The 26,149-nt window shown below is 53.8% G+C and carries 27 protein-coding genes; 6 read left to right on the forward strand and 21 right to left on the reverse strand.

All coding sequences use genetic code 11. From position 1 onward, the window contains the following. Positions 1 to 20 precede the first annotated feature (20 nt). The 21 genes from cobA to FYJ52_RS08810 form a co-directional block, all read right to left on the reverse strand. Positions 21 to 1,550: a uroporphyrinogen-III C-methyltransferase gene (cobA, locus tag FYJ52_RS08710; protein WP_154576834.1), complete on the reverse strand. Its 1,530-nt coding sequence runs from the start codon at positions 1,548 to 1,550 to the stop codon at positions 21 to 23. Continuing rightward, a complete protein-coding gene (hemC, locus tag FYJ52_RS08715) occupies positions 1,547 to 2,464 on the reverse strand; it encodes a hydroxymethylbilane synthase (RefSeq protein WP_154576835.1) in 918 nt (305 codons plus the stop codon). The genes cobA and hemC overlap by 4 nt, the downstream gene beginning before the upstream one ends. 1 nt (position 2,465) lies before the next feature. Then, positions 2,466 to 3,050: a precorrin-2 dehydrogenase/sirohydrochlorin ferrochelatase family protein gene (locus tag FYJ52_RS08720; protein ID WP_154576836.1), complete on the reverse strand. Its 585-nt coding sequence runs from the start codon at positions 3,048 to 3,050 to the stop codon at positions 2,466 to 2,468. A gap of 11 nt (positions 3,051 to 3,061) precedes the next feature. Beyond that, a complete protein-coding gene (hemA, locus tag FYJ52_RS08725; RefSeq protein WP_328598794.1) occupies positions 3,062 to 4,309 on the reverse strand; it encodes a glutamyl-tRNA reductase in 1,248 nt (415 codons plus the stop codon). Positions 4,310 to 4,319: 10 nt separating this feature from the next. After that, positions 4,320 to 5,078, reverse strand: a complete 759-nt coding sequence (locus FYJ52_RS08730; protein WP_154576837.1) for a lysophospholipid acyltransferase family protein — start codon at positions 5,076 to 5,078, stop codon at positions 4,320 to 4,322. Between the two features lie 30 nt (positions 5,079 to 5,108). Beyond that, on the reverse strand, positions 5,109 to 5,705 hold the full coding sequence (gene cbiT, locus FYJ52_RS08735) for a precorrin-6Y C5,15-methyltransferase (decarboxylating) subunit CbiT (RefSeq protein WP_154576838.1): 597 nt from the start codon (positions 5,703 to 5,705) through the stop codon (positions 5,109 to 5,111). Next, a complete protein-coding gene (cbiE, locus tag FYJ52_RS08740) occupies positions 5,698 to 6,345 on the reverse strand; it encodes a precorrin-6y C5,15-methyltransferase (decarboxylating) subunit CbiE (protein ID WP_154576839.1) in 648 nt (215 codons plus the stop codon). The genes cbiT and cbiE overlap by 8 nt, the downstream gene beginning before the upstream one ends. Continuing rightward, the gene (gene cbiD, locus FYJ52_RS08745) at positions 6,342 to 7,490 is read right to left on the reverse strand and encodes a cobalt-precorrin-5B (C(1))-methyltransferase CbiD (RefSeq protein WP_154576840.1); all 1,149 of its coding nucleotides are present in this window, start codon (positions 7,488 to 7,490) and stop codon (positions 6,342 to 6,344) included. Before cbiD ends, cbiE begins: the two co-directional genes overlap by 4 nt. After that, positions 7,487 to 8,206: a precorrin-2 C(20)-methyltransferase gene (gene cobI / locus FYJ52_RS08750; RefSeq protein WP_154576841.1), complete on the reverse strand. Its 720-nt coding sequence runs from the start codon at positions 8,204 to 8,206 to the stop codon at positions 7,487 to 7,489. The genes cbiD and cobI overlap by 4 nt, the downstream gene beginning before the upstream one ends. Positions 8,207 to 8,211: 5 nt before the next feature. Continuing rightward, positions 8,212 to 8,853, reverse strand: a complete 642-nt coding sequence (locus tag FYJ52_RS08755; RefSeq protein ID WP_154576842.1) for a precorrin-8X methylmutase — start codon at positions 8,851 to 8,853, stop codon at positions 8,212 to 8,214. A gap of 25 nt (positions 8,854 to 8,878) precedes the next feature. Beyond that, on the reverse strand, positions 8,879 to 9,760 hold the full coding sequence (locus tag FYJ52_RS08760) for a GHMP family kinase ATP-binding protein (protein WP_154576843.1): 882 nt from the start codon (positions 9,758 to 9,760) through the stop codon (positions 8,879 to 8,881). Further along, on the reverse strand, positions 9,757 to 11,136 hold the full coding sequence (locus tag FYJ52_RS08765; protein ID WP_154576844.1) for a cobyrinate a,c-diamide synthase: 1,380 nt from the start codon (positions 11,134 to 11,136) through the stop codon (positions 9,757 to 9,759). Before FYJ52_RS08765 ends, FYJ52_RS08760 begins: the two co-directional genes overlap by 4 nt. A gap of 164 nt (positions 11,137 to 11,300) precedes the next feature. Further along, positions 11,301 to 12,152 (reverse strand): energy-coupling factor ABC transporter ATP-binding protein, encoded by an 852-nt coding sequence (locus tag FYJ52_RS08770; protein ID WP_154576845.1) that lies wholly within the window; start codon positions 12,150 to 12,152, stop codon positions 11,301 to 11,303. Continuing rightward, on the reverse strand, positions 12,145 to 13,083 hold the full coding sequence (cbiQ, locus tag FYJ52_RS08775) for a cobalt ECF transporter T component CbiQ (protein WP_154576846.1): 939 nt from the start codon (positions 13,081 to 13,083) through the stop codon (positions 12,145 to 12,147). Before cbiQ ends, FYJ52_RS08770 begins: the two co-directional genes overlap by 8 nt. Before the next feature lie 90 nt (positions 13,084 to 13,173). Further along, the gene (locus tag FYJ52_RS08780) at positions 13,174 to 13,500 is read right to left on the reverse strand and encodes an energy-coupling factor ABC transporter substrate-binding protein (protein WP_154576847.1); all 327 of its coding nucleotides are present in this window, start codon (positions 13,498 to 13,500) and stop codon (positions 13,174 to 13,176) included. A 17-nt stretch (positions 13,501 to 13,517) separates the two neighbouring features. Next, entirely contained in the window at positions 13,518 to 14,270 is a 753-nt protein-coding gene (locus FYJ52_RS08785; protein WP_408003711.1) for an energy-coupling factor ABC transporter permease, read from the reverse strand. Positions 14,271 to 14,689: 419 nt separating this feature from the next. Next, positions 14,690 to 15,493, reverse strand: coding sequence for an HAD-IIA family hydrolase (locus FYJ52_RS08790; RefSeq protein WP_235901583.1), 804 nt, complete (start codon positions 15,491 to 15,493; stop codon positions 14,690 to 14,692). 106 nt (positions 15,494 to 15,599) lie between these two features. Next, positions 15,600 to 16,451 (reverse strand): 4Fe-4S dicluster domain-containing protein, encoded by an 852-nt coding sequence (locus FYJ52_RS08795; protein WP_154576848.1) that lies wholly within the window; start codon positions 16,449 to 16,451, stop codon positions 15,600 to 15,602. A 25-nt stretch (positions 16,452 to 16,476) separates the two neighbouring features. Next, on the reverse strand, positions 16,477 to 18,417 hold the full coding sequence (locus FYJ52_RS08800; protein ID WP_154576849.1) for an NAD(+) synthase: 1,941 nt from the start codon (positions 18,415 to 18,417) through the stop codon (positions 16,477 to 16,479). A gap of 382 nt (positions 18,418 to 18,799) precedes the next feature. Then, positions 18,800 to 20,413: a CTP synthase gene (locus FYJ52_RS08805; protein ID WP_154576850.1), complete on the reverse strand. Its 1,614-nt coding sequence runs from the start codon at positions 20,411 to 20,413 to the stop codon at positions 18,800 to 18,802. A gap of 127 nt (positions 20,414 to 20,540) precedes the next feature. Further along, positions 20,541 to 22,022 (reverse strand): FGGY-family carbohydrate kinase, encoded by a 1,482-nt coding sequence (locus FYJ52_RS08810; protein WP_205960818.1) that lies wholly within the window; start codon positions 22,020 to 22,022, stop codon positions 20,541 to 20,543. 154 nt (positions 22,023 to 22,176) lie between these two features. Here FYJ52_RS08810 and FYJ52_RS08815 point away from each other — a divergent pair, with 154 nt between their 5' ends. From FYJ52_RS08815 to FYJ52_RS08840, 6 genes are read left to right on the forward strand one after another with little or no spacing between them, the layout of a single operon-like run. After that, positions 22,177 to 22,941, forward strand: a complete 765-nt coding sequence (locus tag FYJ52_RS08815; protein WP_154576852.1) for an exodeoxyribonuclease III — start codon at positions 22,177 to 22,179, stop codon at positions 22,939 to 22,941. A 29-nt stretch (positions 22,942 to 22,970) separates the two neighbouring features. After that, positions 22,971 to 23,756, forward strand: a complete 786-nt coding sequence (locus tag FYJ52_RS08820) for a TatD family hydrolase (protein ID WP_154576853.1) — start codon at positions 22,971 to 22,973, stop codon at positions 23,754 to 23,756. After that, a complete protein-coding gene (locus FYJ52_RS08825) occupies positions 23,753 to 24,547 on the forward strand; it encodes an AzlC family ABC transporter permease (RefSeq protein WP_328598795.1) in 795 nt (264 codons plus the stop codon). The genes FYJ52_RS08820 and FYJ52_RS08825 overlap by 4 nt, the downstream gene beginning before the upstream one ends. Beyond that, entirely contained in the window at positions 24,537 to 24,854 is a 318-nt protein-coding gene (locus FYJ52_RS08830; protein WP_328598796.1) for an AzlD domain-containing protein, read from the forward strand. Before FYJ52_RS08825 ends, FYJ52_RS08830 begins: the two co-directional genes overlap by 11 nt. A gap of 44 nt (positions 24,855 to 24,898) precedes the next feature. Continuing rightward, positions 24,899 to 25,351 (forward strand): hypothetical protein, encoded by a 453-nt coding sequence (locus FYJ52_RS08835; protein WP_154576854.1) that lies wholly within the window; start codon positions 24,899 to 24,901, stop codon positions 25,349 to 25,351. A 14-nt stretch (positions 25,352 to 25,365) separates the two neighbouring features. Beyond that, the gene (locus tag FYJ52_RS08840) at positions 25,366 to 26,148 is read left to right on the forward strand and encodes an HAD hydrolase family protein (RefSeq protein WP_154576855.1); all 783 of its coding nucleotides are present in this window, start codon (positions 25,366 to 25,368) and stop codon (positions 26,146 to 26,148) included. The last annotated feature ends 1 nt before the right edge of the window (position 26,149 follow it).

Below are 26,149 nucleotides of genomic sequence, written 5' to 3' on the forward strand. Positions count from 1 at the left end.
TTTATAAAAATATTATACCCTTAATGATTTTTTGTGCAATCTTCTTTAATGGCGGCCATCAAACCGTCGATCGTGTAAGTTTCGGCCTGAATATCCACCGGCAGGCCGAGGGCTCTCAGCTGTTCTGAGGTTTTCGGCCCAATGGAAGCGCATTTCGCACCGGAGTCCCGAATAATTGCTGGACACGTTTCCCCGATTTTTTCGGCGAAATATTTTGCCGTCGTCGAGGACGTAAAGGTAATGTAATCGACCTGGCGGGCTTTCAGCATCGCTGCGACGTCGACGTCTGTACGGTCTTCTCTCAGAGTTTCGTATATTTTTATTTCATCAACTGCGCAGAGCGCCGAAAGTTTTTCAGCGACATACGCTCTTGCGTTTTTCGAGCGCGGCAGCAGAATTCGATCGTCCGCCGTCAGCATTGGCCCCAATTGTTCGACGAGGGCTTCACCGATGAAGCGCTCCGGCACAACGTCCGGCGTAACGCCGTGGGACTTGAGCGCCGCCGCCGTGGCCTTTCCGATGGCTGTGACCGTCAGACCGGACAGCGTGCGGCTGTCCCTGCCCATATCGTCGAGCTGCTTGAAGAACAGGTCGACGCCGTTGACGCTCGTCAGAATCAAGTGGGTGTAATCGCCAATGTGGTCGATCGCGCTGCCCAGCCGTGCCATCTCCGACGCAACCGGATGAATTCGAATCGTCGGGTACATGATTGCCTCGCCGCCCTGATCTTGAATTTTTTCAACGAGTTTGGAAGCCTGCGCCCTCGAACGGGTCACAACGAAGCATTTTCCGAAAAGCGGACGGCTGTCAAAAAAGCGCAGCTCTTCCCGAAGGCCTACGACCTTGCCGATTACAATCAGTGCCGGCGCGCCGAGGCCTGCAGCTTTCGCTTTTTCCGCAATGTCGGCCAGAGTCCCTGTCACCGTCTGCTGTTTCGGCGTCGTAGCTTCGCGCACCACCGCCGCCGACATATCAGGTGCCATGCCGTTTTCGATGAGCTTCGACGTGATGATCTCGATGTTTTTCATGCCCATCAAAAACACGAGGGTGCCTTTCGTCGCCGCCAGCACCGGCCAATCCAAATGGGCCGCGTCATTTTTTAGGTGACCGGTCACGACTTGAAACGAGGACGCGCAATCCCGATGGGTGATCGGAATTCCCGCGTAGGCCAACCCGCCGATCACTGACGTGATCCCTGGGACTTCTTCAAAGGGTACGCCGGCCGCGTGGAGCCGGACCCCTTCTTCGCCACCACGTCCGAAAACGTAAGGGTCGCCGCCTTTGAGCCGAACGACGGTTTTGCCTTCGCGTCCGAGTTTGACGAGCAGTTCGTTAATTTCATCCTGCGGCAATGCGTGATGCGCCGCCCGCTTACCGACGTAGATTCGTTCACAGTCGGCCGACACATATTCCAGAAGGGCCGGGTTGACGAGCGCGTCGTACACGACAGCGTCGCAACGGGACAGAACCCGTTTCCCCTTGAGTGTCAAAAGCTCAGGATCGCCGCAGCCGCCGCCAACCAAATACACCTTACCTATTTTCTGACTCATCCCTCTACTTCCCCTTTCAGTTGTTCGGCCAGACGTCGGCCGAGATCTTCCGCCTCGCAGCAATGGCCCATCATTGACGCCATCGCAAGGTGCTCGCCTGACGCGTCGCCGTAAATGCCGTGAAGCGTCAGTCTGCCGTTTCGGCCAATATCGCAGTAAGCTCCGATTGGCAGATGACAATCGCCGTTGAGGGCAACGAGAAACGCGCGCTCCGCCTTCATCTGGAGTTCAGCCTGTTGATCCTTGACCTTTTCAATCATCTTCCGCATTTTGAAATGATCCTCGCAGACTTCCACAGCGAGAATGCCCTGAGCCGGTGCGCAGATGAAATCTGTCGGCTCCAGCGGCACGACGTTGTAGTTGGGGTTGTCGTAAACGCCGAGGCGCTTCATGCCCGCAGCCGCGAGAATGATGCCGTCCAAATGCTCGCTGTCGAGCTTGCGGATGCGCGTGTCGATATTTCCGCGAATGTTCACACATTGGATATCCGGCCGCATTTGAGCGATCTGGAACATCCTGCGCTTGCTTCCTGTGCCGATGACGGCGCCTTCCGGCAGCGCTTCAAGGCCCCAGACGTCTGCGTGGGTCACGAGCACGTCTGCCGGATCCTCCCGAACCGGCGGCGCCGCCAGCATCAACCCCTCCGGCAGTGCGGCCGGCATATCTTTCATGCTGTGAACGGCCATCTGAATCTCCCCGGACAGCAGCTCATCTTCAATTTCTTTTGTGAACAGCCCCTTGCCGCCGATCTCGTCCAGCGGGCGGTTCTGTACTTTATCCCCCCGCGTCTTGATGATTTTGATTTCAAAATCGACGTCGGGATTAGCGGTACGCAGCTGGTCGATCATCCAGTTGGTTTGGGTGACCGCCAGCTTGCTCCCTCTGGACCCGACGTACACCTTTTCTTTTTCCATATTACGCTCCCCTTTCAGCCTCTTCTTTCAGCCTTTCGAGCGGCCAGCCGGCGATTCGCTTGAGATCGCGGCGCTGCTCTGCTTTCGGGCGGCCATCATTCAATATACGCCCTCTCAAAATTTTCAGATATTTTAATTTTTCACCGACCGACTCCGGATACTGCTCCCGAAGGGTCTCGGCGATTTCCCGCGTCATGGACGGGCTCGCGCCTTCGGTGCAGACCGAAATGGTTAAATCCCCCCGGCGAATCACCGACGGGAAAAAATAATCCGATCGATCGGGATCGTCCGCTGCGTTGACGAGAATGCCTCTCGCCTTGCAATCATCGACAATCTGAGCGTTGAGGGCGTGGTCGCTCGTCGCCGCCGCACAGATTGAAACGCCCTCGAGCTGCTCGGCCGAGTAGGGCTGCGCCTGCACACAGCACCCCGGAATTTCCCGTTGATTGCCTTCAGACGATGGGGTAAGCACGGTGACGCGGCAGCCGGCCTGCGCAAAAGTCTGCGCCCGCCGGCTGCCGACATTTCCGCCGCCGATCACCAGCGCCTTCAGCCCGTCCATTTCCAACAGAATCGGCAGTTTCATCGCTATCTCCACTAATTTTCTTCCGTTTCGATCAGCCAATGGTAGGCCTTCTTGGCCTTTTTCACACTGGCGTCGTCGTCGAGCTTTTTAAGCTTCTTGATCGTCGGCATAACCATTTTTCTAAATTCGGACCGAACAATCTTTTCGAGATATTCGTAATCTTTACCCTCGAAATGATAACGCTTGTTCAAAATCGCGATGGTTTCGTCGGCGCGTCCCTGAGCCTTGCGGTTCAGACCCCCGACCATGTCGTCGACCTTGGCCTTTTGAAGCCATTCCATCATGTCGTCGACCGCGTCCTCGACGGCGACGGCGATTTTCTGCGCCACCTTTTCTCTATAAGCCTTGGTTTCGTCGATGATATGGTTGAAATCGTCGATGGTCAAAAGCGTGACGCCGTCGACCTGGGCGAGGGCCGGGTCGATGTCCCGGGGCAGGGCCAAATCGATGAGCAGCAGCGGCTTGGCCAGTGCCGGGAAGGCTTCGCTTTTTAACACCGTGTGGGGCGACGCCGTCGCGGAGATGATGACGTCCATTTCCGGTACTGCATTGTAGCGGTCGGGATAGGGGACAACTTTCACTTCACCGTGGTAGGTGTCCTTGTAGTCCAGTGCCGGATGGTAGGTGCGATTGGTCATGGTGACATCGTTGAACCCTTCGGCGTCCATGTACTGGAGTGCGAGGGTCCCCATCTTACCGGAGCCGATGATCAACACCTTTTTATCCTGGTAATCGTCGGGGAACAAACGCTTGACATGCTTGACCGCTGTCGACGAAAGGGACAGCGGCGTTTCGGAAATCTTATAAACGGTTTTGATCTTCTTTGAAAAAGTAATCGCTTCGCGGAAAGCTTTGGTCAGAAATTTGCCGGTGCCGTGAATTTTTTCAGCGTTGGCCAGTGCGTCCTTTGACTGTCCGAGAATCTGATCTTCTCCGAGAATCATCGAATCCAGACCGGCGACGACCCTGAACAAATGCCACACTGCGTCCCGGCCGTCAAAGGTGTAAAGATAGGGTGCGATTTCCGGCGTTTTGTAGTCAATATAATATTCTTTTAACGTCTCGACGGCTGCTTCCCCATCCGCTGCTGCCGCGTAGATTTCGCTGCGGTTGCAGGTTGAGAGCACCACCACCTCCGCAATGCCCCGTTTCTTTAATGTCCCGGTCACCTCTTCGAGGGAGCGCACGGTGAAAGCCGCCTTTTCGCGAACCTCCATCGGCGCTTTCCGGTGATCCAGTCCCACTGCTACGATTTCCACAAGCTGCCTCCTATCTTTCTTCTTTCTGTTTGAACCTTTTAAGCTGTTCGGCCCGGTACGCGCTGACAATGCGCTGCACACGCTGCGGCAGCTCCCGCCATTCCTTTTTTCCAAAATCCAAAGTATCAATCGGCTCGAGCACCGTCAAGGACACCTCCGCCGGATGAATCCAAATCGAGCCGGGTTTCATCATCCGTTCGGTGCCCTCAATGACGCAGGGCACGACCGGCACGCGGTCCGCCTTTGCGATGCGGAACGCGCCGGATTTAAAGGTGTGTACTGCGCCATCTTGGCTCCGCGTACCCTCCGGGAAAATGACCATTGAATAGCCTTCGGCAAGCCAGTGTTCACTTTCCTTCAGCGCCTTAATGGATTCTCTCGGATTTTCCCGGTCGACGAACACGCAATGCAGTTCCCGCATCCACGCCGCAATGCCCGGAATTTTGGTGATCTGCTTTTTCGCCATCATCGGCTTCGTGTCGTCGCCCAGAAAGCCGATCATCAGCGGAATGTCAAAATACCCCAAATGATTGGACACGTAAACCGCTGGTCCTTCCACAAGGTTTTCAAGTCCCTTGACACGGACGCGCCCGCCGGCCATCGTGAACATGGTCCGCGCCCATTTGCCGACAATCTGATGCAAGCGTGCGTCGTGCTCAGCCGTCTTGCCCTGACGGCCGAGCCGGCGAATCTTGATATACGCGGGAATCGCAATCAGCTGGTACAGCCAAAAGCGAATGAACCAGATCAATGTCCGAAAAAACGCCATGACTGCCTCCTTCTCTCTTTTTAACTTATTTTATTTCGACGGTGATGAAGACGGCTGTGTTGCCGTCATCAAATAGACCGGATTCTGTGCCGTCATCATCGTCAGACCGCCGACCATTCTTCCGCGGCTGACGCCGATTTCGACCACCTCGACGTCGGTGAAGCGCTCGCTCATCAACACGCGGGCGCGGGCTGCGTTTTCCAACGTAATGAAATTCGCGTTGATTTTTCCGCCCGGCTTGAGGTGTGTCTTTGCCCAGTCAAAAATGCCGGCCATTTCACCACCGGTGCCGCCGACCACGATTTTATCCACCATCTCTGGAATTTGATCGAGGGCTTCCGGCGCCTGACCCGCGATCAATGTGACCGGTGCCGCGTCAAAATGGGCCTTGTTCTGAAGAATCAGGGCCTGTGCCGCTTCTTTGCCCTCTACCGCGTAAACCTTGCCGCGATAAGCTGCGTGGGCCGCTTCCATCGTGATGCCGCCGGTGCCGGCGCCAATGTCGACGACGACATCCTCAGGCTGAATGTTCAGAAAGGCAATCGTCAAAATACGGATCTCCCGCTTTGTCATCGGCGCCTTGCCGCGGACGTAAGCCTCGTCCTGATAACCTGCTATTTCACTCATCTGTTACAATCACGACCGACATTCCCCGTTCCGAAAACGTCAGTCCCTCCTCCGTTGTTAATCTCGTAATCCGCTCCTCAGGGTAGGACAGATCTTCCCCGACGTACAGAATTTTTCCGCCCAGTTCATTGGCCTTCAGCGCGCCGGCAATATAGGCGGTGTTGTGGGTGTCATCCGTCAGGACGCCGACCGTGCCGTGGCGTTTCACGCGGCCGATCAAATCCTGATCACGTCCGTGCAGGCTGATCAGTGCCGCGTCCTGCCAGGGCCTGCCGATTTTAGCGAATAAGTAAGTCAGCGACGACACTCCGGGAATCGCCTGAACATGTTCAGCGCCGACGACGCGGCGCGCGTAGCTGAGCAAGCTGTAAAAGCCGCAGTCGCCAGACACCACCAGCGCCGTCTTTTTGTAAGGATAGACCGCCTTGACCGCCGCCATCACTTCGGTGAGCTTTCCGCCGCCGGAGCCGATGATGTGGACTTCCTTGCCCGACGCGTCAAAACTTTCAAGATGACGCTTGCCGCAGGCGACGACCTCCGCCTCGCCAATGGCTGTCAGCGCTGCCGGCAGAATGTAATCCGGCGCGCCGGGGCCAAGGCTGACAACCGTCAGTGTATTGTATTGGGGTTCTGTTCTCATTTGAATAATGCCTCGAATGTTTCCGCACCTTTTGATTTTCCGAGCAGGCCGTATTTCCGGCTGAAGAGCACAACTTCAACTGCGATATTTTGGTAAACCTTGCGCTCACAGCGGATCTTCACCCTTTCGGCGAGATGGTCGAAATAATCCCGGCCCATTCCGCTTTGCCGCAGGACCTCAACGGCGTCGTCCGTCGTCGTGCAGCCCATGACCTGCGCGATGCAGCTCTGGTCTGCGCCTTGAAGCGCCGCGTAAGCCGCTAGAATTTCCATCCGCGCGTCGGAATAAGATGAATGGGTTTGGAAAATACCGCCGGCGACTTTAATCAGCTTGCCCAGATGGCCAACAAAAAGGATGCGTTCAATCCCCATATTTTCCGCCTGCTCAAACATGTAGCCAACGAAATTGCTGATTTTGACCATGCGGTCTGTCTGAAGTCCCAGTTCCTCTGAAAAATCTGCACCGTAATTGCCCGGCACAAAGAGGATATCGCGGATCCCTTTCTCTTTTAAAACCGAAAGTTCCAGACGCATCGATGCCTTCAGAGATTCCTCGCTCATCGGCGTCACAATACCCGTCGTCCCGATGATCGAAAGCCCTCCTTCGACACCAAGCTTCGGATTGAAGGTGCGCTTGGCCAGCTCTTCACCCTCGGGCAGCGAAATCGTCACTTCGAAACCGCCGGTATAATGATACGTCTCCGCCACCGACGCCAGCGCCTTGCGGATCATCGCGCGGGGCGTGGGGTTGATGGCCGGTTCGCCTACGGGCACGGACAGGCCTGGCAGCGTCACGATGCCAAGCCCCTTGCCCCGCTTGAAAGTCACGCCGGGCGCATCGATCAGACGCACAGCGGCGTAAATTCGGGTCCCCTTTGTGACATCCGGATCGTCGCCCGAATCTTTGACGACAGCGCAGGACGCCCTATCTCCGTCGATCTTGCAGTCGAACAAATCGATGGTCAGGTCCCAGCCCTTTGGCGTACTGATTTCGACCGTGTCTTTGATCTCGCTGGAGAACAGCATGCGTGCCGCAGCCTTCGACGCCGCCGTCGCGCAGGACCCCGTTGTGTAACCGTAGCGCATCCGCTTGCCGCCCTTTTCAACGTAGCGATCGACCGGATGTTTCAGAATGTCTTCACTCATTTTGCTTTTTTAATCAATACCGTCGATAGATACGGCACCTTCTTTTCAAGATCTGCAATATCGCGGGTGACCTTTTCGCTGTCCATCCCGATATTGGAGATCATCACAAAATGATCTTCTAAATGGCGGTCCCGCAGAGCTTTCGCAAGTCCTGCAGCATTGGCCGAGACCTTCATGACGACGACGTTCTGATGGGCGTCAATCACTGCAGCGACTTCGTCTTCTGACTGGGTCATGCCGACCACGCCGAGGGACTCTTCTCCCTGGGTCAGCGGCAGGTTTAAATGGGCGGCCAGGCTGCAGAAGGATGGAATCCCGGAGATGGTTTCCACTTCCATGCCCCGATCGAGCAGAAATTCCATGACGTAGGAATAGGTGGAATAGACCATCGGATCGCCCAAGGTCAGAAATACTGCCGTCTTACCCCAATTCAGCATGCTCTGGATCTGGTCGGCGTTTTCACTCCACTGCTTTTCGAGGGTTTCGCGTTCTGCCGACAGCGAAAGCATCGGGAAGTCCATGACGACGAGTTTCGTCTCCGGTTTGATGTACGGCTTGGCGATTTGAAGCGCAATGCTCGGCTTGCCCATCTTCTTCGTCGGGCTGATGATGACGTCTGCTGATTCAATGGCTTTGACTGCCTTGACAGTGAGCAGTTCTGGATCGCCAGGACCGACGCCAATTCCGTAGAGTTTACCTTTTTTCTGCTGTTCCATACCCTTTACCAGTCCCTTCCGAGTTTATAAAGCATGGCGTTGAGAATCGCACCGACTACCGGGCTGCCGCCTTTGCGGCCGTTAATGCGGATGTACGGAATATCGTACGGATCAAGTTCGTCCAACGCCTTTTTGGATTCCGCGGCACCTACAAAACCAATGGGAGCCCCGATAATCAAATCCGGTTTCGGCGCGCCGCCCTTAATCAAATCGATCAGCCGGTAAAGTGCCGTCGGTGCGTTGCCAATCGCAAAAATTGAAACGTCCTCGCGGTTGACGGCCTTTTCCATCGCAACGGTGGAGCGGGTAACGCCCCGTTCTTTCGCTTCGGCGATCACATCGTCGTCGTGAACAAAATTGAGCACATCGATGTGCTGCATGGCCAGCGCTCGATTGTTGACCGCTGCCTTGATCATCCCGGTATCGGCGTAAATATGCTTGCCGGCTTTTAGTGCGTTGAGTCCGCGGGCCACCGCGTTGTTCTTGAATTCAATGAGACGTGCGTATTCAAAATCGGCTGTGGTGTGAATCACGCGTTTGATGATGCTGTCGGTTTCTTCAGGAAATTTAATGGAGCCCAGCTCCCTGCCGATAATTTCAAAACTCTTTTTTTCGATTTCATGTGGTTCATTAACGTAATCTCGCATATTTTTCCCTTTCTTTTTTCTGGGTTTAAAATTCATTGCGCAGCAGCTGTACGCCGCCGGGCACAACCCGTCTTTCAAACGTACTCTCAATCTCGTCCGCCGAGATGTGTTTCAAAAGCTCCCGCATGAGATCATCCCGGGCCAGACGCCCCGGTTCGTGGAGAATGCCGACCACCGTACCGCTGTGTCCGATGACGACCCCCTGACCGCCGAAGCGGCTGCTCAAATCGATCAGCAGCGGCAGATAAGGCTTTTCAAGTACTTTTTGGTTGAGCAGCGCCGATTTTGTCGTCGCATTGCCCACCGTCTGCAGGTTCCGCCGCCCGAGGCCGCGCTGAAAGGTTTCGACGATGCCGGCGAACTTCGCCTGATCCCGAGCCGTGTAAATTTGGCGCTGCCCCTTGAAGCCAACGGTATCCACGGTGCCTTTAAAATCTATCACAAAGATCGCCGCCTGCAGATTGTGCCGGAAAGTTTTCAGGACGCCGCCGTCGACAAAATTAAACAGGTTCAGCGTCGGAAACATGATGTTGTCCGACGGTTCAACCGCGATGCAGAGCTCGGCAATTTCCGACGCGTCCAGATGCATATCGAAAAACGCGCTGAGTGCGCCGGCCAGCGCTGCCAAATCGGCGGTGCTGCTGGCCATGCCCTTGCCTCTTGGAATTTCTGAGTCCAGCTCAATGTTTAGGCGGCGGATGACCTTTTCCGACAGACCGTAGCGCCAAAGGAAGTAATCGATTAAATCCATGGCCTTCGGGGGCAGCTCGATGCGCTGCGGCACGTCGGTAATGGTCACTCTGGCGTAAAGATCAATCGGGCAGGACACCAGGCACGGCCGTCCGCGGTAAATCCCCTGAATCCACTCACCGCAGGACCCCGGCGCTCGGGTCGTCAGCCGCCTCACAGGCGTTCTCCTTTGATCTGCCGCACGCGGTCCAGCAGCGCGATAAGAAAATCGTCGGCGCCGTCAGCGTAGAAATGCAGATGGGGATAACCCGCCAGCGTGTGTTTTTTGATGTAACCGCCGCCCCAAGTCTGCACCCCGGCCGCCTTTTGCTTCGTCACTGTGTAGATTTCCGGTATGGTTTTAAAGGTTTCCAACCGGCTGTGGTGAAATTCGTGGGCGTGAAAATTGTACCTTTGGCCGCCGAGGCGCGCCGCAATGTCGACGTATCCGAAATGCTGAAGCCGTTCGGTCATGATCGTCGTCGCCGGCAGAAAGCCGATGCCGTCATGGCGGGCACCGCCTTTATTCTGCAGCGACTCAGTCAGCACCATCAACCCGCCGCATTCTGCAAAGCAGGGCATCCCAGCCTCCAGCTTGTCCCTTAAATCCCGGCGCATCGCTGTATTGGCCTCGAAGGCTTCGCCGAAAACTTCCGGAAAGCCGCCGCCGATGTAAAGACCGTCGATCCCATTAGGAAGGTGCGAATCGTCCAGCGGGCTGAAGGGTACCAAATTCACGCCCAGCGTCTTAAGCGCGGTGAAATTGTCGTGATAGTAGAAATTAAAAGCGCGGTCCCAAGCGACGCCGATCGTCAAATCCGAATAGGCGCCCGCGCGGTCCGCGAAGGGGTCAGGCCGGCCGACACGCGGCGTGATCTCGGAAAGGGCAAGCATGCGGTCGAGGTCGACGTGTTCGGCGGTGAGCTCCCCGGCGCGGCGAACCGTTTCCTTGAGCTTGGGCAGCTCGTCCGCCGGGATCAGGCCGAGATGCCTGGAGCCAATCGTCAGTGCCGAATCCTCTGGAATCCAGCCGACACAGGGCACACCGGCCTTGGTTTCGATCGCGTTTTTAAGGAGTTCAAAATGGCTATGGGATTTGATTCGGTTGACAATGACTCCGGCGATCTGCACGTCCGGATCGTAATGGACGTACCCCATGACGAGCGCGGCGGCCGAGGCGGCCATACCTCTTCCGTCGATAATCAGAAAGACCGGAATACCGAGGGTCTTCGCCAGGAAAGCGGATGAACCGATCTCGCTGCCCGACATATTGCCGTCATAAAGTCCCATGACCCCTTCGACAATCCCCAAATCGTCTGCCTTCAGCCGGCGGGCGTACAGAGTTTTGATCTGTTCGGGATCGACAATCCACGTGTCGAGATTGACAGAGGCTTCGTCCGTAACAAATTGGTGAAACATCGGGTCGATGTAGTCCGGGCCCGTCTTGGCCGGCACAACGTGGCAGCCCTTTGCTTTAAAGGCCGCCATGATTCCCATGGTGGCCGTTGTCTTCCCGACATTACTATTGGTTCCTGCTAGCATCAACCCGTGCATTTTATCCTCCTGCGCTTTTTTCTCTTTTTATGCCCGTATAAGCATATACCCCTAATTGTATTATTATACCCGATTTAAATCGATTATGAGAGATATTTTTTAGCAGTCAAACAACGCATTCTTACTTTCATTTTTCCTATTTTTCAGTCTCAAGGCATCCTTTTTCAGGACACTTTAATGGTTTCAAGCCAGGCATCAAAAGCGTCGACGTCCTGGGGATAAGCGTCGTCATCCGGCGCGATGCCGCGCTTGACCATATCTTCGTAAACCCGCATCAGCATCGGCTTACGCAGATTGGCTTGTTCACAGACTTGCTGATTGCTCAACACTTCCACCGGCGTGCCGGTCGCAATGACCTGCCCATCTGAGAAGACCACCAGCTTCTGCGCCCAACGGTAGGCAAAATCCATATCGTGCGTGGAAATCAGAAGGGTTTTGTTTTGTTTTGCTAATTTGCTCAGCGCTTCTTCGAGCATTTTGGCATTGAGCGGATCCAACGCGGCTGTCGGTTCGTCGAAAATGATCACTTCAGAGTGCATCGCGATGATGTCCGCAATGGTAATGCGCTTTTTTTCGCCGCCGCTGCAGTAATGGGGCGCGCGGTGTTTGAATTCAGACAAATTCATTTCAGCCAAAGCTTCGTCGACACGTTTTTCGACTTCATCGTCTGAAAGCCCCAAATTAATCGGCCCGAAAGAGACTTCACCCATGACCGTCGAAGCAATGATCTGGTTGTCGGCGTCCTGGAACACAATGCCGACGCCGCGGCGCAATTCGTTAAGAGATTCTTTTTTATCGGTGATTTTTTCACCTTTAAAATAGATTTCCCCGGAATCTGGATGCAGAACCCCGTTGACGTTTAAGAAAAACGTCGATTTGCCGGCGCCGTTATTGCCGACAATGCAAATGCGTTCACCTGCCATGACATCGAGGCTGATGCCCTTGAGGGCTTGATGATCGCCGCCGGAATAAGTGTATTTTAAATCTTTGATGCTCAAAATAGGTGTATTAGACATTGATATTTACTCCTTGGAAAGTCATGAACCAAACCAAAACGAAATAAGCTGTCGGGGCAATCACCCAAAAGAGCTGTTTTTTCGTAATTGGCTTTTTATCTTCGAAAAATCTTAAATCTCCTGTGTAGCACCGCGCTTCCATCGCGTCGTAAAACTGTGTGCCCCGCTTCATCGAGACGAGGAAGAGATTGCTGGCTGTACTGCCAAAGGAATAAATCGAGCGCTTTAACGTGGTGTAGCCCAAGCGGGATTCTGCCGAATTGCGCATCCGGTGCTGGGTATCCATTAAAATAAAGATAAAGCGGTACATCATATTCATGAGTTCAATGATCAGCTTGGGGCAATGCATATCTCGAAGCACCCCAAATATTTCGTTGGACATCGTGGATAAAGACATCATGTACATCGCTGAAATGGCGCCAAATGCCTTGCACCAGAGATTGACTGTCGCTTTCGCAGTCTTCGGTGTAATGATCATATAGGCCCAGTGGGTCGGAATATTGACCAATGCATTTGAAAACGGCGTGTGTGAGAAATTAAATAAAATAAAAATAGACCCGGCAATCATAAAGGCCAGCGGAATGCCGAGCAGGCCAATATAATGATCCATGTCCAATTCGCCGAGACAAACCGTCACAAAAAAAGTGTACAGGATCACGCCGAAGGAAACGTAGGGATCGTTGGAAATTAAACAAATCAGAAGCAGTAAAATACCGTAGCCGATTTTAAGTTTCGGATTCCAATTCCCGATTTTCGAATGGTAGGCATACATGTCAATGGACAGGGTGCCTTCGCCGTGTTTATGACCAAAGCCGTGATGGTGGTGTTCTTCTGCGCGGTGAATCCAGGCTTTCCGAATCCCGCCCGCAATTAAAAGCACCAGTGGCGGCAGCAGCCACATCAAATAAATCACATGATAATGATATTGCATGAATAATGCCTCTCAATTCTTTTTATTCATTCCAAAAAAATAGGCCGGAAGGTCGCCCCCTCCAGCCTCTTTGCTTGTTTTCGTTAAACGTTACAGCTCTTGATCTTCTTTTCCCAATTTTTTACGTTCGACGAAGCGGCCCAGGAAGAAGAACAGAATGCCAACGCCAATACCCGTCTGAACACAGAACAGCAGCGATTCAACTTCGCCTGGCAGTTCTCCGCCAATGGCTTTTTCCATAATAGGTTCCGCCCAGACTTTATAAGAAGCATCGTTCTTTTTAACCAGTTCTCCGCCCGCGTCATCCGAGCCACCGAAAGATGCGCCGTGTTTTGAACCGTATGCAAACGGAATAACGGCGATCAAAATGCAAGCAATGATGCAAATCCAAATGGTTTTTTTGTTCGATTTACTCATAATTTTTCACCTCCGCCTTACGCTTCAATAAATCCGAGAGATTTCATTTCGTCTGTCGCGTAGTTTTCAAGCGCGATGATGATAACGACTGAAATCAGCCCTTCAATGATTGCCAAAGGCACCTGTGTTGCAGCGTAGATCGCCATATTGGTGACCATGGCTTTAGCGAAGCCAACGTTGCTGTGGTGTGCCCATGCCATCTGGAAAGATGTCACGCAATAGGTGAACAAATCGCCAATGGTACAAGCGATGAAAATGTTGACCTTTTTATTCCAATGCAGCTTTTCGCCCAGTTTGTACAGGCCATAGGAGACAAAGGGGCCAGCAATGGCCATTGAGAAGCAGTTTGCCCCAATTGTGGTTAAACCACCGTGAGCCAGCAGAATCGCCTGGAACAAAAGAACAATGATGCCAAGAACAGCAACAGCAGCTGGCCCAAAGAGCAGTGCCCCGAGGCCTGTCCCTGTCATGTGAGAGCAGGAACCTGTTACTGATGGAATCTTCAATGAAGAAATGACGAAAATAAAGGCGCCTGCCATTGCCAGAAGCGGCATGGTCCGGCGGTTATTCTGGACAATCTTCCGAATGGAGAAAAATCCCCAAATCACGAACGGCAGCGCGATGACACCCCAAAGCACACACAAGCCAAGCGGCAAATAGCCTTCCATGATGTGCATAGCATTGGCAGCCGGCGCGACACCAAAACAAATCGCCACAGCGAAGGAAGCTGCGACGATCCACATTTGTTTCTTTGACAAACGAGTTGACATTAAGAAACCTCCCTTATAAAAATTTTGACGTTCAGCTTGTCGTCTCGTCTTGAACCAATTCATGTTGATAATACCAATTATTTTTTAAGTATATTTTGCAAGACGGGCGTGTGACGACAAATATGATTATAGGTCATATTTCTGAACTGTTCATTATAAGGTATATTATATTTATTCAAAACAAAGCCGTCAATAACTTCATTTAAATTTACATTATTAAGTTTTCCGTACTTTTTGAAGTTTTAAATTTACTTTTTTTATGCCTATAGTTTATGAAATTGTAACTTCTATTGCAATTATTTTGATTGCCACCTATGATTTTTTGTCTTATACCCTTAGGTGTACGCGTTTTCTATTGTTTTATTCCCATTTTAAAATAAAAAAATAAGGCAGACCAAAAAATCTGCCCTAAATAAATTTTATGCGTCTTGATTTTCCTGCTTCGCAGCTGCCTCTACAATATCTCCGACGCCTCCAAATATTTCTGTTGGACGGTAGGCGTAGGTTTTAATGGATTCCCGGGTGGACACGCCAGAAAGCACCAGCGCTGTCTGTGTGCCGCTTTCCATGCCGGCAATGATGTCTGTATCCATCCGGTCGCCGATGATCAGCGCGTTTTCCGAATGACAGCCCAGGATGCGTAGGCCGGTGCGCATCATCAGCGGATTCGGTTTGCCGCAGAAATACGCTTTTTTGCCGGTGGCCAGCTCAATGGGTGCGACCAATGCCCGGCACGCCGGCACGATGCCGTTTTCAGTCGGGCCTGAGACGTCAAAATCCGCGCCGATGAGGCGCGCGCCTTTCATCACAAGGTTCGTCGCGATGGTCAGGCTTTCCATCGAATAAGACGGTCCTTCTCCGACAACGACGTAGTCCGGATCGACCGCATTGTTGGTGATGCCGACATCGTACAGCGCATTCATCAATCCGCCTTCGCCAATGACGTAAGCTGAACATCCGGGCTTCTGGCTGTCGAGAAATTTCGCAGTGGCCAGCGCCGAGGTGTAAAAATGGTCCTCGCTTACGTCCAGCCCCATACGCTTCAACCGCTGCGACAGTTCCCGGGGCGTGTAGACTGGATTGTTAGTCAGAAATAGAAAAGGCAGCTCCCGCGCCTTCAGCCATTGGATAAATTCCGGTACGCCCGGCAAAATTTGATTGCCGTGGTAAATCACACCGTCCATATCGCACAGTATGCCTTCGATTTTGTCAAATTGGATCATGTTTTCCTCTTTCTTCTATTTTCTTTTTCATCATAGCGTCATTTTATCATTCAATGCCCGCATATCCACCCTATATGCGTAAAGCTTCAGTTAAATACGTCATGCGTTACGCTTCGTCGATGATAAATGGAAAATACGCCGCATCTTTTTCGGCCTTGTAATGCGCCTCAAGCATCGCCTTGTGCGCGAGAAATTCCGGATCGGTAAAAGCGAGCGCACCCGGTTCGCAGCCGCGCAGACACGCCTGGCATTTGATGCAGATGCCGTGGATTTCGGCTTTTCCGCTGACCGGATTGACCACAATGGACGCCATCGGGCAAAGCCGGACGCAGACGCTGCAGCCTGTGCATTTATCCCCATCCACCTCAGGCTTGGCCTTGAGAAAATTCGCCGGCGTCCCGTCAGATTTCAGCGGCTTGTAATACGGCGCTTCCGGATCGCCCGGCACGGCGACGCGCTTCAGCTGGCGCTCGTATTCCACCTGGCCGAGATTCACGCCGACCTGCTGGCCGAAACGAATCGCATCTACAAGATCTTTCTCGTTTGGCCGGCCGCTGCCGATATTGGCGAACGCGTGCGCACACGGTACCGCCAACGCCGCGACGACGATGAAGCCGTTATTCGAGAGCAGATCTACCAATTCGGCTAAACTGTTTTCGTAATCCCGGTTGCCGTACGTGACGACCGCAATCGCCGGCGTCTTGTTTCCTTTTAAATGTGCCTTCAAAGACGGCGCGATCAAATTCGGCAGGCGTCCGGCGTAAGTCGGCATCCCGACCACGGTCAGGGTCTGACTGCCGAAAACGGCATCCTGTTCGCGCATCCTTGGCCGTGCCCAGTTTTTAAAGTGAATCTGCGTGCCAAAGACACTGGCCACACCCTTCGCCACCGCAAAGGTCATCTGGCGTGTTGTCGTCGTCGGACTGAAATAAATCGCCATGGTTTTTGTAATTTCCATTTTCCCCTCCCGATACATTTTTATGCTATTCGTGTTCGATTTTTTCTACCTCGTCCATCCAAAGGCGGACCTTCGCGTCAGACGGCATCCGCCAGTCGCCCCGCGGCGACAGCGCGACTGAGCCGACCTTCGGCCCGTCCGGCAGACAGGAGCGTTTGAATTGCTGCGCGAAAAACCGCCAGTAGAAGCTTCTGAGCCATTTGTAAATCACCCCATCGGCGTAAGCGCCGTCAAAGGCGCGCTTCGCGAGCAGATACACTTTTTGCGGACCGTAGCCGTTGCGCATGACGTGATACAAGAAAAAGTCGTGAAGCGCGTAGGGCCCCACGAGGTCCTCGGTCTTCTGGGCGATCTTCCCGGATTGATCCGGCGGCAGAAGCTCCGGCGAAACCGGCGTGTCAAGAACGTCCTTGAGAATATCGCGGATGGCTTCAGAGCCTTTGCGGTCCGCAACGTAATCGACGAGGTAGCGCACCAGGGTTTTCGGCACCCCGGCGTTGACCGCGTACATCGACATGTGATCGCCATTGTAAGTCGCCCATCCGAGGGCCAATTCTGACAAATCGCCGGTCCCGACGACGATGCCCCCGACTTGATTGGCCAAGTCCATGAGAATCTGTGTCCGCTCTCTGGCTTGGGCATTTTCATAGGTTACGTCGTGCAAGTCTAGCGGATGCCCGAGGGCGTTCAAATGATCGGTCACCGCGTCGCCGATGCCGATTTCATGGAAGGATGCGCCAATACCGTGAATCAAATCCACCGCGTTGTGGTAAGTTCGGTCAGTTGTGCCGAATCCGGGCATCGTCACTGCGTGAATGTGATCTCGGGACAGATTGAGCCGGTCGCAGGCTTCCGCGCAGACGAGCAGCGCAAGGGTGGAGTCGAGCCCGCCCGAAATCCCGAGCACCATCGGCACGTTGCCGATATGGCGCAGTCGGCTCATGAGGCCGACCGATTGAATCGCAAAAATTTCTTCGCAGCGGCGGCGTCTCGCGGCTAAATCCGACGGAACAAAGGGGGCCGAATCGATTTCGCGCTCGAGGGCGGCGAAATCCCCCATCCGGCAGGGAATTTGCCGCAACGGCTCCCCAACGCTGCTTTCGTCAGCAAAACTCGTCTGGGTGCGGCGGTCGTGAATCAAGCCCTCAATATCGAGATCAGCGTACACTATTTGTGCTCCGTCAATGAAACGCTCAGTCTTCGCGAGACAGGCGCCTTTTTCGTAAATGTACCCGTCTCCGCCGAACACAAGGTCCGTCGTCGATTCACCGATGCCGCAGGACGCGTATAGATAAGCGGCGTTGCACCGCGCCGATTGCTGCCGCACCAATTCTTCCCGATACTCGCTTTTAGCGATAAGCTCATTGCTCGAGGACGGATTGACGATAACCGTCGCGCCCCCGGCAGCGAGCCGGCCCGACGGCGGCATCGGCGCCCACAAATCTTCACAGATCTCAACGCCGATTTTGATGTCGCGGTTGTCGCAATCGCAAAACAGCAAATCCGTCCCAATTGGGAAATCCTGTCCAGCATATCGGATTTCCCGCGTGCCCTTCAGTGAAGCGGCCGGCGTAAACCAACGCCGTTCGTAAAATTCATGGCTGTTGGGCAAGTGGGTCTTCGGCACTGCCCCGAGGATTCGCCCGCCCTGAAGCACCACCGCACAATTGTACAGTCCCGCGTCGACGGGAATTGGCGCCCCAACGACTGCCAGTACATTTTTATTTTTCAAATGCGCCGCAAAGGTTTCAACCCCAGATTCTGCCCGGTTTAAAAGTGCTGACTGCGCGAAGAGATCCCCGCAAGTATAAGCCGTGACCGAAAGCTCCGGGAATACGACTACAGCTGCCTGACGTGCTTCCGCCGCATCGATCAGGTCCGAGATGGCCTGAACGTTAGCCGACACATCGGCCACTTTGATCTGCGGAACGGCAATTGCCGTGCGCACAAATCCAAATTCTTTCATAATTTCTGTCTCTTTTCTAATTCTTAATTGTTAATCTTGAAGAACACATCCAGATATGGTGGCCCCCTTCAGCGAATCTTTTCAATTTAGAGGATTTTCCACTTTTTTGCACAATTATCCACAAACTTTAACTGAACCCGCCCTAAAATTGTGCACATCTTAAGAAAGGGTAAAGGTGCTGAATTTCAGCCATTCTTCAAAACTTATCCACAGTTTCCACGTTTTCCACACGATTTGTCCACATTTTTTATGTTTTACACGAAAAATGGAAGCCGTTTCAATAAAGTTATCCACTTTTCCACAGGTTATCTACATCTTGTGTCAAGTATTTTCCGGTAAAAAAATCGGCCACTGTGCATTGACAGCGGCCGGTAAATTTCGCTTACGCTTTGTCCTTCTGGTTCATCGCAGCCTGAATCAGATGATCAAACAGCGGATGGGGACGGTTCGGTCTGGATTTGAATTCCGGATGAGCTTGTGTCGCAATGAAATACGGGTGATTCGGCAGTTCAACCATTTCAACCAGCACGCCGTCCGGCGATTTGCCTGAGAATACCATGCCAGCCTTTTCCAGCTGCGGAATAAATTCATCGTTGACCTCATAACGGTGACGGTGGCGTTCTTCAATGTCCTGGCTGCCGTACACTTTGTATGCGAGGGTACCCGCTTCCAAATGACATGGATAAGCGCCGAGACGCATGGTCCCGCCCATATTTTGAATCTTCTTTTGTTCTTCCATCAGACTGATGACCGGATGCGGCGTATCCGGATCCAATTCGATGGAGTTCGCATCCTTCAGGCCTGCGACATTTCTCGCGTATTCGATGACCGCAAGCTGTAAGCCGAGGCAGAGCCCGAGGAATGGGATATTGTTTTCTCTCGCGTACTGGATGGCAGCAATTTTGCCTTCGATGCCGCGGTTGCCGAAACCGCCGGGTACGATGATTGCCTGTTCATTGCCGAGAATGCGTTCGACATTTTCCGAATTCAAATCTTCAGAATGCACCCATTTGATGTGCACCTCTGCGTTGTTGGCAATGCCTGCATGGCGCAGCGCCTCAGCGACAGACAGATAGGCATCGTGGAGTTCGACGTATTTGCCAACGATCGCGACGTTGACCCGATTTTCGAGATTCTTTGCGCGGACAACCAGTTTTTTCCATTCGTCGAGTTTCGGCGTGCGTTCCGGCAGGTGGAGTTTTTTCACCACCAGATTCGCCAAACCCTCTTTTTCGAGCATCAGCGGCACTTCGTAGAGCTCGCCGGCGTCGAGATTGCTGACGACGGCGTTCTTGTCAACGTTGCAGAAAAGACTGATCTTTTCTTTCAAGCTGTCTTCGACCTCGTGTTCACTTCTCAGAACGATGATATCCGGCTGAATCCCGATGGAACGCAACTCTTTGACCGAGTGCTGCGTCGGCTTCGTCTTGAGTTCGCCGGACATTCTCAAATAGGGTAACAGGGTAACGTGAATATAAAGCGTATTTTCCGCGCCGAGATCTCCGCGGCACTGACGAATCGCTTCGAGAAATGGCTGAGATTCGATATCCCCGACCGTCCCGCCGATTTCTGTAATGACAATATCCGGATCAAGGGGACTGTTGGCGACTTTGGACACGCTTTCCTTGATTTCATTGGTAATGTGAGGAATGACCTGAACCGTTCCGCCGAGATAATCGCCGTGGCGTTCCTTCGTGATGACATTCCAATACACTTTGCCGGTGGTGACGTTGCTGTATTTACCCAGGCTTTCGTCGATGAACCGTTCGTAATGGCCGAGGTCCAAGTCGGTTTCCGCACCATCATCCGTGACAAAAACTTCCCCGTGCTGATACGGGCTCATTGTTCCTGGATCGTAATTGATGTACGGATCAAATTTCTGAATGGAAACCTTAAAGCCCCGGGCTTTTAAGAGCCGCCCGAGAGATGCCGCTGTAATCCCCTTGCCAAGGGACGAAACCACACCGCCGGTGACGAAAATATACTTTGTCTTCATGCTGCCTCCGTATTCATTAAATAAAAAAATCACTGCAAAAGGCGTTTTTTTTTTGCAGTGACAATGGATTGCTTTTCCTGTCAAACAATACTTATATTTTAAAGGATATTCGACACAATTTCAAGGCTTATTTATTTTTCCAGACCGGTGCCAGCGCGCTCCGCAATTCTCGGTAGCGCCTAAACCCGTCGACGTAAACTGATTTCGTGTGGGGCTGAAAAACCTGTCTGAGTCTGGCACATTGCTGAGCGGCATCCTCGGGCGTCGTGTAAACGCCAGTCGCCAGGCAGCAGGCCATGGCTGCCCCTCTGGACGGAAATTCACTGCCGCCGGCGACAGATACCGTCGCGTCGAGCACATTGGCAATGATCCGCGGCAGCAGACTGTCTTGTTCGGCCTCGCCGCCGAAAAAGATGTGATCGATCTGGTCCCGGTCGCCGACTGCATCCCACACCGCGTAGCCAATGGATTCGTAGACGGCGCGGATCATCTGCGCTTTGGTCGTTTCGCCGGTCATGCCGAAGAAACAGCCGCACGCCTGGCTTTCTACACTCTTGATGCGCTCTGCCTGGCTCAGCAGATAGGGCAGAAAAATAACACCGCCGGCGCCAGGTTCGCTCTTCGCGACTAACTGGTCCGCCAGATCCAAATCGAACCCGCCGGTGAGCTCATCGAGCGCCCAAGCGACATTGCACTGGATATCAAGGGTTGACACCAGCTCAATGGCCAGATCGTCGGTCAAATGGGAGAGATAATTGCGGCTGCTTCGGCTCGGGTCGCATTGTCTGCGGTTTAAAATGCGGCCCACCGCCGGCGCGTCGCCTAAAAGAATGCCAAAGTCCCCTTCCTGCACCGCGCCGATGCCAAACATGCCAGAGGCGATTTCACCGCCGCCGACCGCCACAGGCGTTCCCGGCAGCAAATGCATCTGGCGCGCCGCCTGCTCTGTGAGCTCGCCCGCCGTCGTGCAGCCGTCCAACACGCCTGGGAGCTTCGAGATCGCGTCGTGCAGCTCGAGCACGGTGAGCATCTGATTGGGGATGCGCCCATTGGGAAAGTGGAGCAGCCCCGCGTTGCCATCGGAAAAATCGGTGACGATGCGCCCCGTCATTTTGTAGCGCAGCCAATCTTTTTCCATCAAAATCGCCTGAATCTGACGGTAAATTTCGAGGCGGTGTCGTTTGGTCCATCTGAGAATCATCAGTGGACTGCCGCTGTTCGGGTAAAGCCCAAGGTTGCGGTGAATCAGCCGACCCATTCCCGGGTTCTTCTTTGTGACGTATTCCGCGTCTTCTCCGGCGCGGCCGTCTGTATTTAGTACGGCATTGCCGACAGGCTCGCCGCCTTCACCTACCGGCCACAGCCCTTCGCTGGCGCCGGTGAGCCCGATGCCGACGATGTCTGAGCCGTAGGTTCCGCTGTGCTCCACCAGCATGGCCACCGCTGCGGCCGCGTTTTCCCAAAAAACATTCATATCGATTTCCCGATAATCGCCGACTGAGATGATCTCGTTATCGACGACGACCTTGTCGATCTCCTGCCCTCTCAGATCGAACAAGACGGCCCGGGTTTTGCTTAATCCCCCGTCCAGGGTTACGATGTATTTCATCCGATGCTCCATTTTTCGCGTATTTTCTTTATAGTATAGCAAAGGCGCAGAGAAAAATCCACATCGAGCGCGCCGTTCTCACGCTTCCTTAACTTTACTTTTGACAGCCCTTCTTTTATAATTTTGGTAACGAAAAATCAAGGGAGAAACTAGGATGAAACTCTATTCATGGAACGTCAACGGCATCCGCGCCGCTGAAAAAAAGGGGTTGGTTGACTGGATTCAGTCCGAACAGCCCGATGTGCTCGGCATTCAGGAGCTCAAGGCCACTGAAGATCAACTGCCCGACACACTCAAACAAATCGACGGCTACCACGCCTTCTTCAATCCGGCAGAGCGCAAAGGTTACAGCGGAACGGCCGTCTATTATAAAGAAGAACCGCTGAACATTCACACCGGGCTTTCCGACGACCGCTTCAACCACGAAGGCCGCACCATCGTCATGGAATACCCGGATTTTACCCTCTACAATATATATTTTCCCAACGGCGGCCAGGGCGACGACCGTCTGCAATTTAAAATGGATTTCTACGACTGCTTTCAAAAAGATGTGAACGCCCTCGTCGCGGAAGGCAAGCGCGTCATCGTCTGCGGCGATGTCAACACCGCCCACACCGAAATCGACTTGAAGAACCCCAAATCCAACGCGAAGCGTTCCGGCTTTCTGCCCATCGAACGGGAATGGGTGACACAGTTTTTAAATGACGGTTACATCGACACCTACCGCTATTTCTACCCGGATCAGATCGAATATTCGTGGTGGAGCTACCGCTTCAACGCCCGGGCCAACAATGCCGGGTGGCGCATCGATTATTTCTTCGCCTCTGACAACGCCAAAGATCTGCTCGAGGACGCGGCCATTCACACCGATGTGATGGGCTCCGACCACTGTCCGATTTCGCTGACCCTTAAAATTTGACCGGGCCATCTGAGAAAGAGAGGGCAACCATGCTAATTGATACCCATTGTCATCTGGATGACGCCGCCTTCCAGGACGACCTCGACGCTGTCATCGCGCGGGCACAATCCCAGGGCGTCGCTTGGATCCTCGACCCTAGCACGACAGTCGCCACAAGCGAACGGGCCCTTTCCCTGGCCCATCAATACGACTGTGTCTACGCGGCTGTCGGCCTCCACCCCGAGGACTGTGCAGACGCAGAGCCTGAAGATTTTGCGCGCATTGCTGAGCTTGCCGCCGATCCGAAGGTTTTAGCCATCGGCGAAATCGGCCTCGACTACCATTGGGATGACAACCCGCCGAAAGCGCATCAAAAAGATGTCTTTGCCCGCCAATTGGAAATGGCCGGCGAATTGAATCTGCCGGTCATCATTCACGACCGGGACGCTCACGGCGATGCTGTCGACCTGGTTAAATCGAAATCCTTCAGCCGGGACGCCGGCGGCGTTTTCCATTGCTACTCCGGATCTGTGGAGACGGCGAAAATCCTTTTAGACCTCGGCTTTTATCTCGGCTTCGACGGACCGATCACCTTTAAAAACAATAAGAAATCGCCGGAAGTCGTCGCTTACGCCCCCCTAGACCGCCTGCTCATCGAGACGGATTCCCCGTACATGGCGCCGGTGCCTCACCGCGGCAAGCGCAACGAACCCGCTTTTGTCAGCGACATCGCAGCGAAGATGGCTGAGATCAAGAACCTGCCCCTCGAAAAAATTTTGGAGACCACGCAGGCCAACGCCGAAGCCCTTTTCAAAAGAAAGGATGGGGACGCGTGACCCCGGAAGAAAAACGCAGCGCCTTCCGAACGGGCTTTTTCGATGGGCTGCCCATCGGTCTCGGCTACATCTCGGTGTCCTTTACCTTCGGCATGATGGCCGTGGAAAAGGGCATGCCGGCCTGGGCGGCTATCTTGATCTCCTTCACGAACCTGACGTCGGCTGGACAATTCGCCGGGCTCGACGTCATCGCCGCGTCGGGCTCGATGATTGAAATGGCGCTGGTGCAGCTGGTCATCAACCTGCGCTACGCCTTGATGTCTCTGTCGTGGTCCCAGCGGCTCCATCCGGAGTTTAACTGGGTCAAACGGATGATCATCGCTTTTGCCGACACCGACGAAGTTTTTGCCGTGTCCTCAGCCCGCGCCGCCGGCGGCAAAAAACTGCGCTTTATCTACATGATCGGGCTGATGATCATGCCGATCGTCGGCTGGACCGGCGGCACCGTCATCGGGGCACTGGCCTCGGCCATTTTGCCCGACGTTGTGCGCTCGGCCCTGGGGCTCGCCATCTACGGCATGTTCATCGCGATCATTGTGCCGCCTGCCAGGGATCATCGATCGGTAGCTGTGGTTGTGCTCGCCGCCGTCGCCGTCAGCTGCCTTTTCCACTTCACACCGATTTTAAACCGGCTTTCCAGCGGCTTCGTCATCATCATCTGCGGCGTCGGCGCGTCGGCTCTCGGCGCTTGGCTGTTCCCCCTGACTGAGGAAGCGGCCGACACGGAAATTGAGCTTAACGACGAAATAAAGTGCGCAGAGGAAAAGAAAGGAGACCGCTGTGACTGCTGAACACTTACTCATCTACACGGCCGTCATGGCCGGTGTGACTTATTTGATCCGGGTACTGCCTCTGGTGCTGTTTCGCAACGAAATTAAATCGCCCTTCGTCAAATCCTTTCTTTACTATATCCCTTACGCCGTCCTCGGCGCCATGACCATTCCAGCCGTGTTCACCGCGACCCATTCGATAATCTCGGCCTGCGTCGGGCTGGCCGTTGCGGTTATCATGGCCTGGCACCGGAAGGGGCTTTTACCCGTCGCGGTGGCCGCCTGCGTGGCGGTGTTCGTCACCGAATGGCTCATGCGCGTTATTTAATGCCGAGCTCTCGTAAAACAGCGTATATTAGAAAGAAGGCTTTTATGAAACGTCAATTACTCGCTGGGCTGTGTGCAGCTCTCATTTTTATGCTCCCGGGCAGTGCCTTCGCCGCTTCGCCGGCTGCCCAGGCAGCTGGAACGTGGGTCGTCGCGCCGAAAACGCGAACCATTAACCAGCGCCTGCCCGCCGCCCTCTACAAGGCCAAACCCGAAATTCATATTCAGCCGGACCGCCGCGGAAGCTTAAGCTTTACCGTCAAAAAGAAGGGCAAGAAAAAACGCGAAACCTACAAAGGCCGCCTTGCTTTTAAACCAAAGGGACACCTCACGGTAACGAGCCGCGCGCTCAAGCGCTTTCATCTCAAATCTGTGACTGGACGCTACAAACTGTCCCCTCACCACAACCGGCTGACTTTATCCTACTCTGGAGAGAAAATCGTCCTCATCCGCAAAGTACGAAGCCTTTCGCATCATTCTGAAAATAAAAGAAAATAAAACAGGAAATCACCATGAAAACACAACGCAAATACTTTTTCTTCGATATTGACGGCACGCTGACGGACCGCGCCACCAATCAAGTCGTCCCCTCAGCCAAAGAAGCCATCCGTCTGCTTCAGAAAAACGGCCATTTCTGTGCCATCAATACCGGCCGCGCGGCCTACAAGGGCGCTCCGGTCATGGACCAGGTCGGCGTCGACAACATGATCTGCAACGGCGGCCGCGGCCTCATTGTCGACCGCGAGCTCATTAAAAATATTCCCCTGGATTTCGACGCGGCCAAGGCTTTATACGATCAGGCCCTCGAAAAGGGCTACGGTATGCTCGTCGCTCAGGACAACTCCATTGACGTCTACGCCGCCAATTTCGACTTCATCCGCCAGGGCGGCGAGCGGCTCGAGCCGACCCGCTACATCATCGACAAAGATTACGTGCCCCATCCGCCGATCTACAAAATGTACGTCGCCATCCCGACGGAGGAAGAAGCCAATCTGCCGCTTCTGAATCATTCCGACGAATACGGCGCGCTGCGGTTTGAGGCTGGGTATTTGATCATTCAGCCCGATGAAAAGAAAAACGGGATCCTCCGGATGCTCGAAGCAATCGACGGGGACCCCGCGAATACCGTCGTCTTTGGCGACGATACCAATGATCTCGATATGTTTGCCGATCCGTTTTACAAAATTGCCATGGGCAACGGCCACCCGGATCTCAAGGCTGTGGCCGATGAAGTCGCACCCAAAAATACGGACGACGGCATCTTCAAGGTTTGCAAGGCGCACGGCTGGATCTGAT

It is taken from the genome of Pseudoramibacter porci (genome assembly GCF_009696145.1).
GTDB lineage: Bacteria > Bacillota > Clostridia > Eubacteriales > Eubacteriaceae > Pseudoramibacter > Pseudoramibacter porci.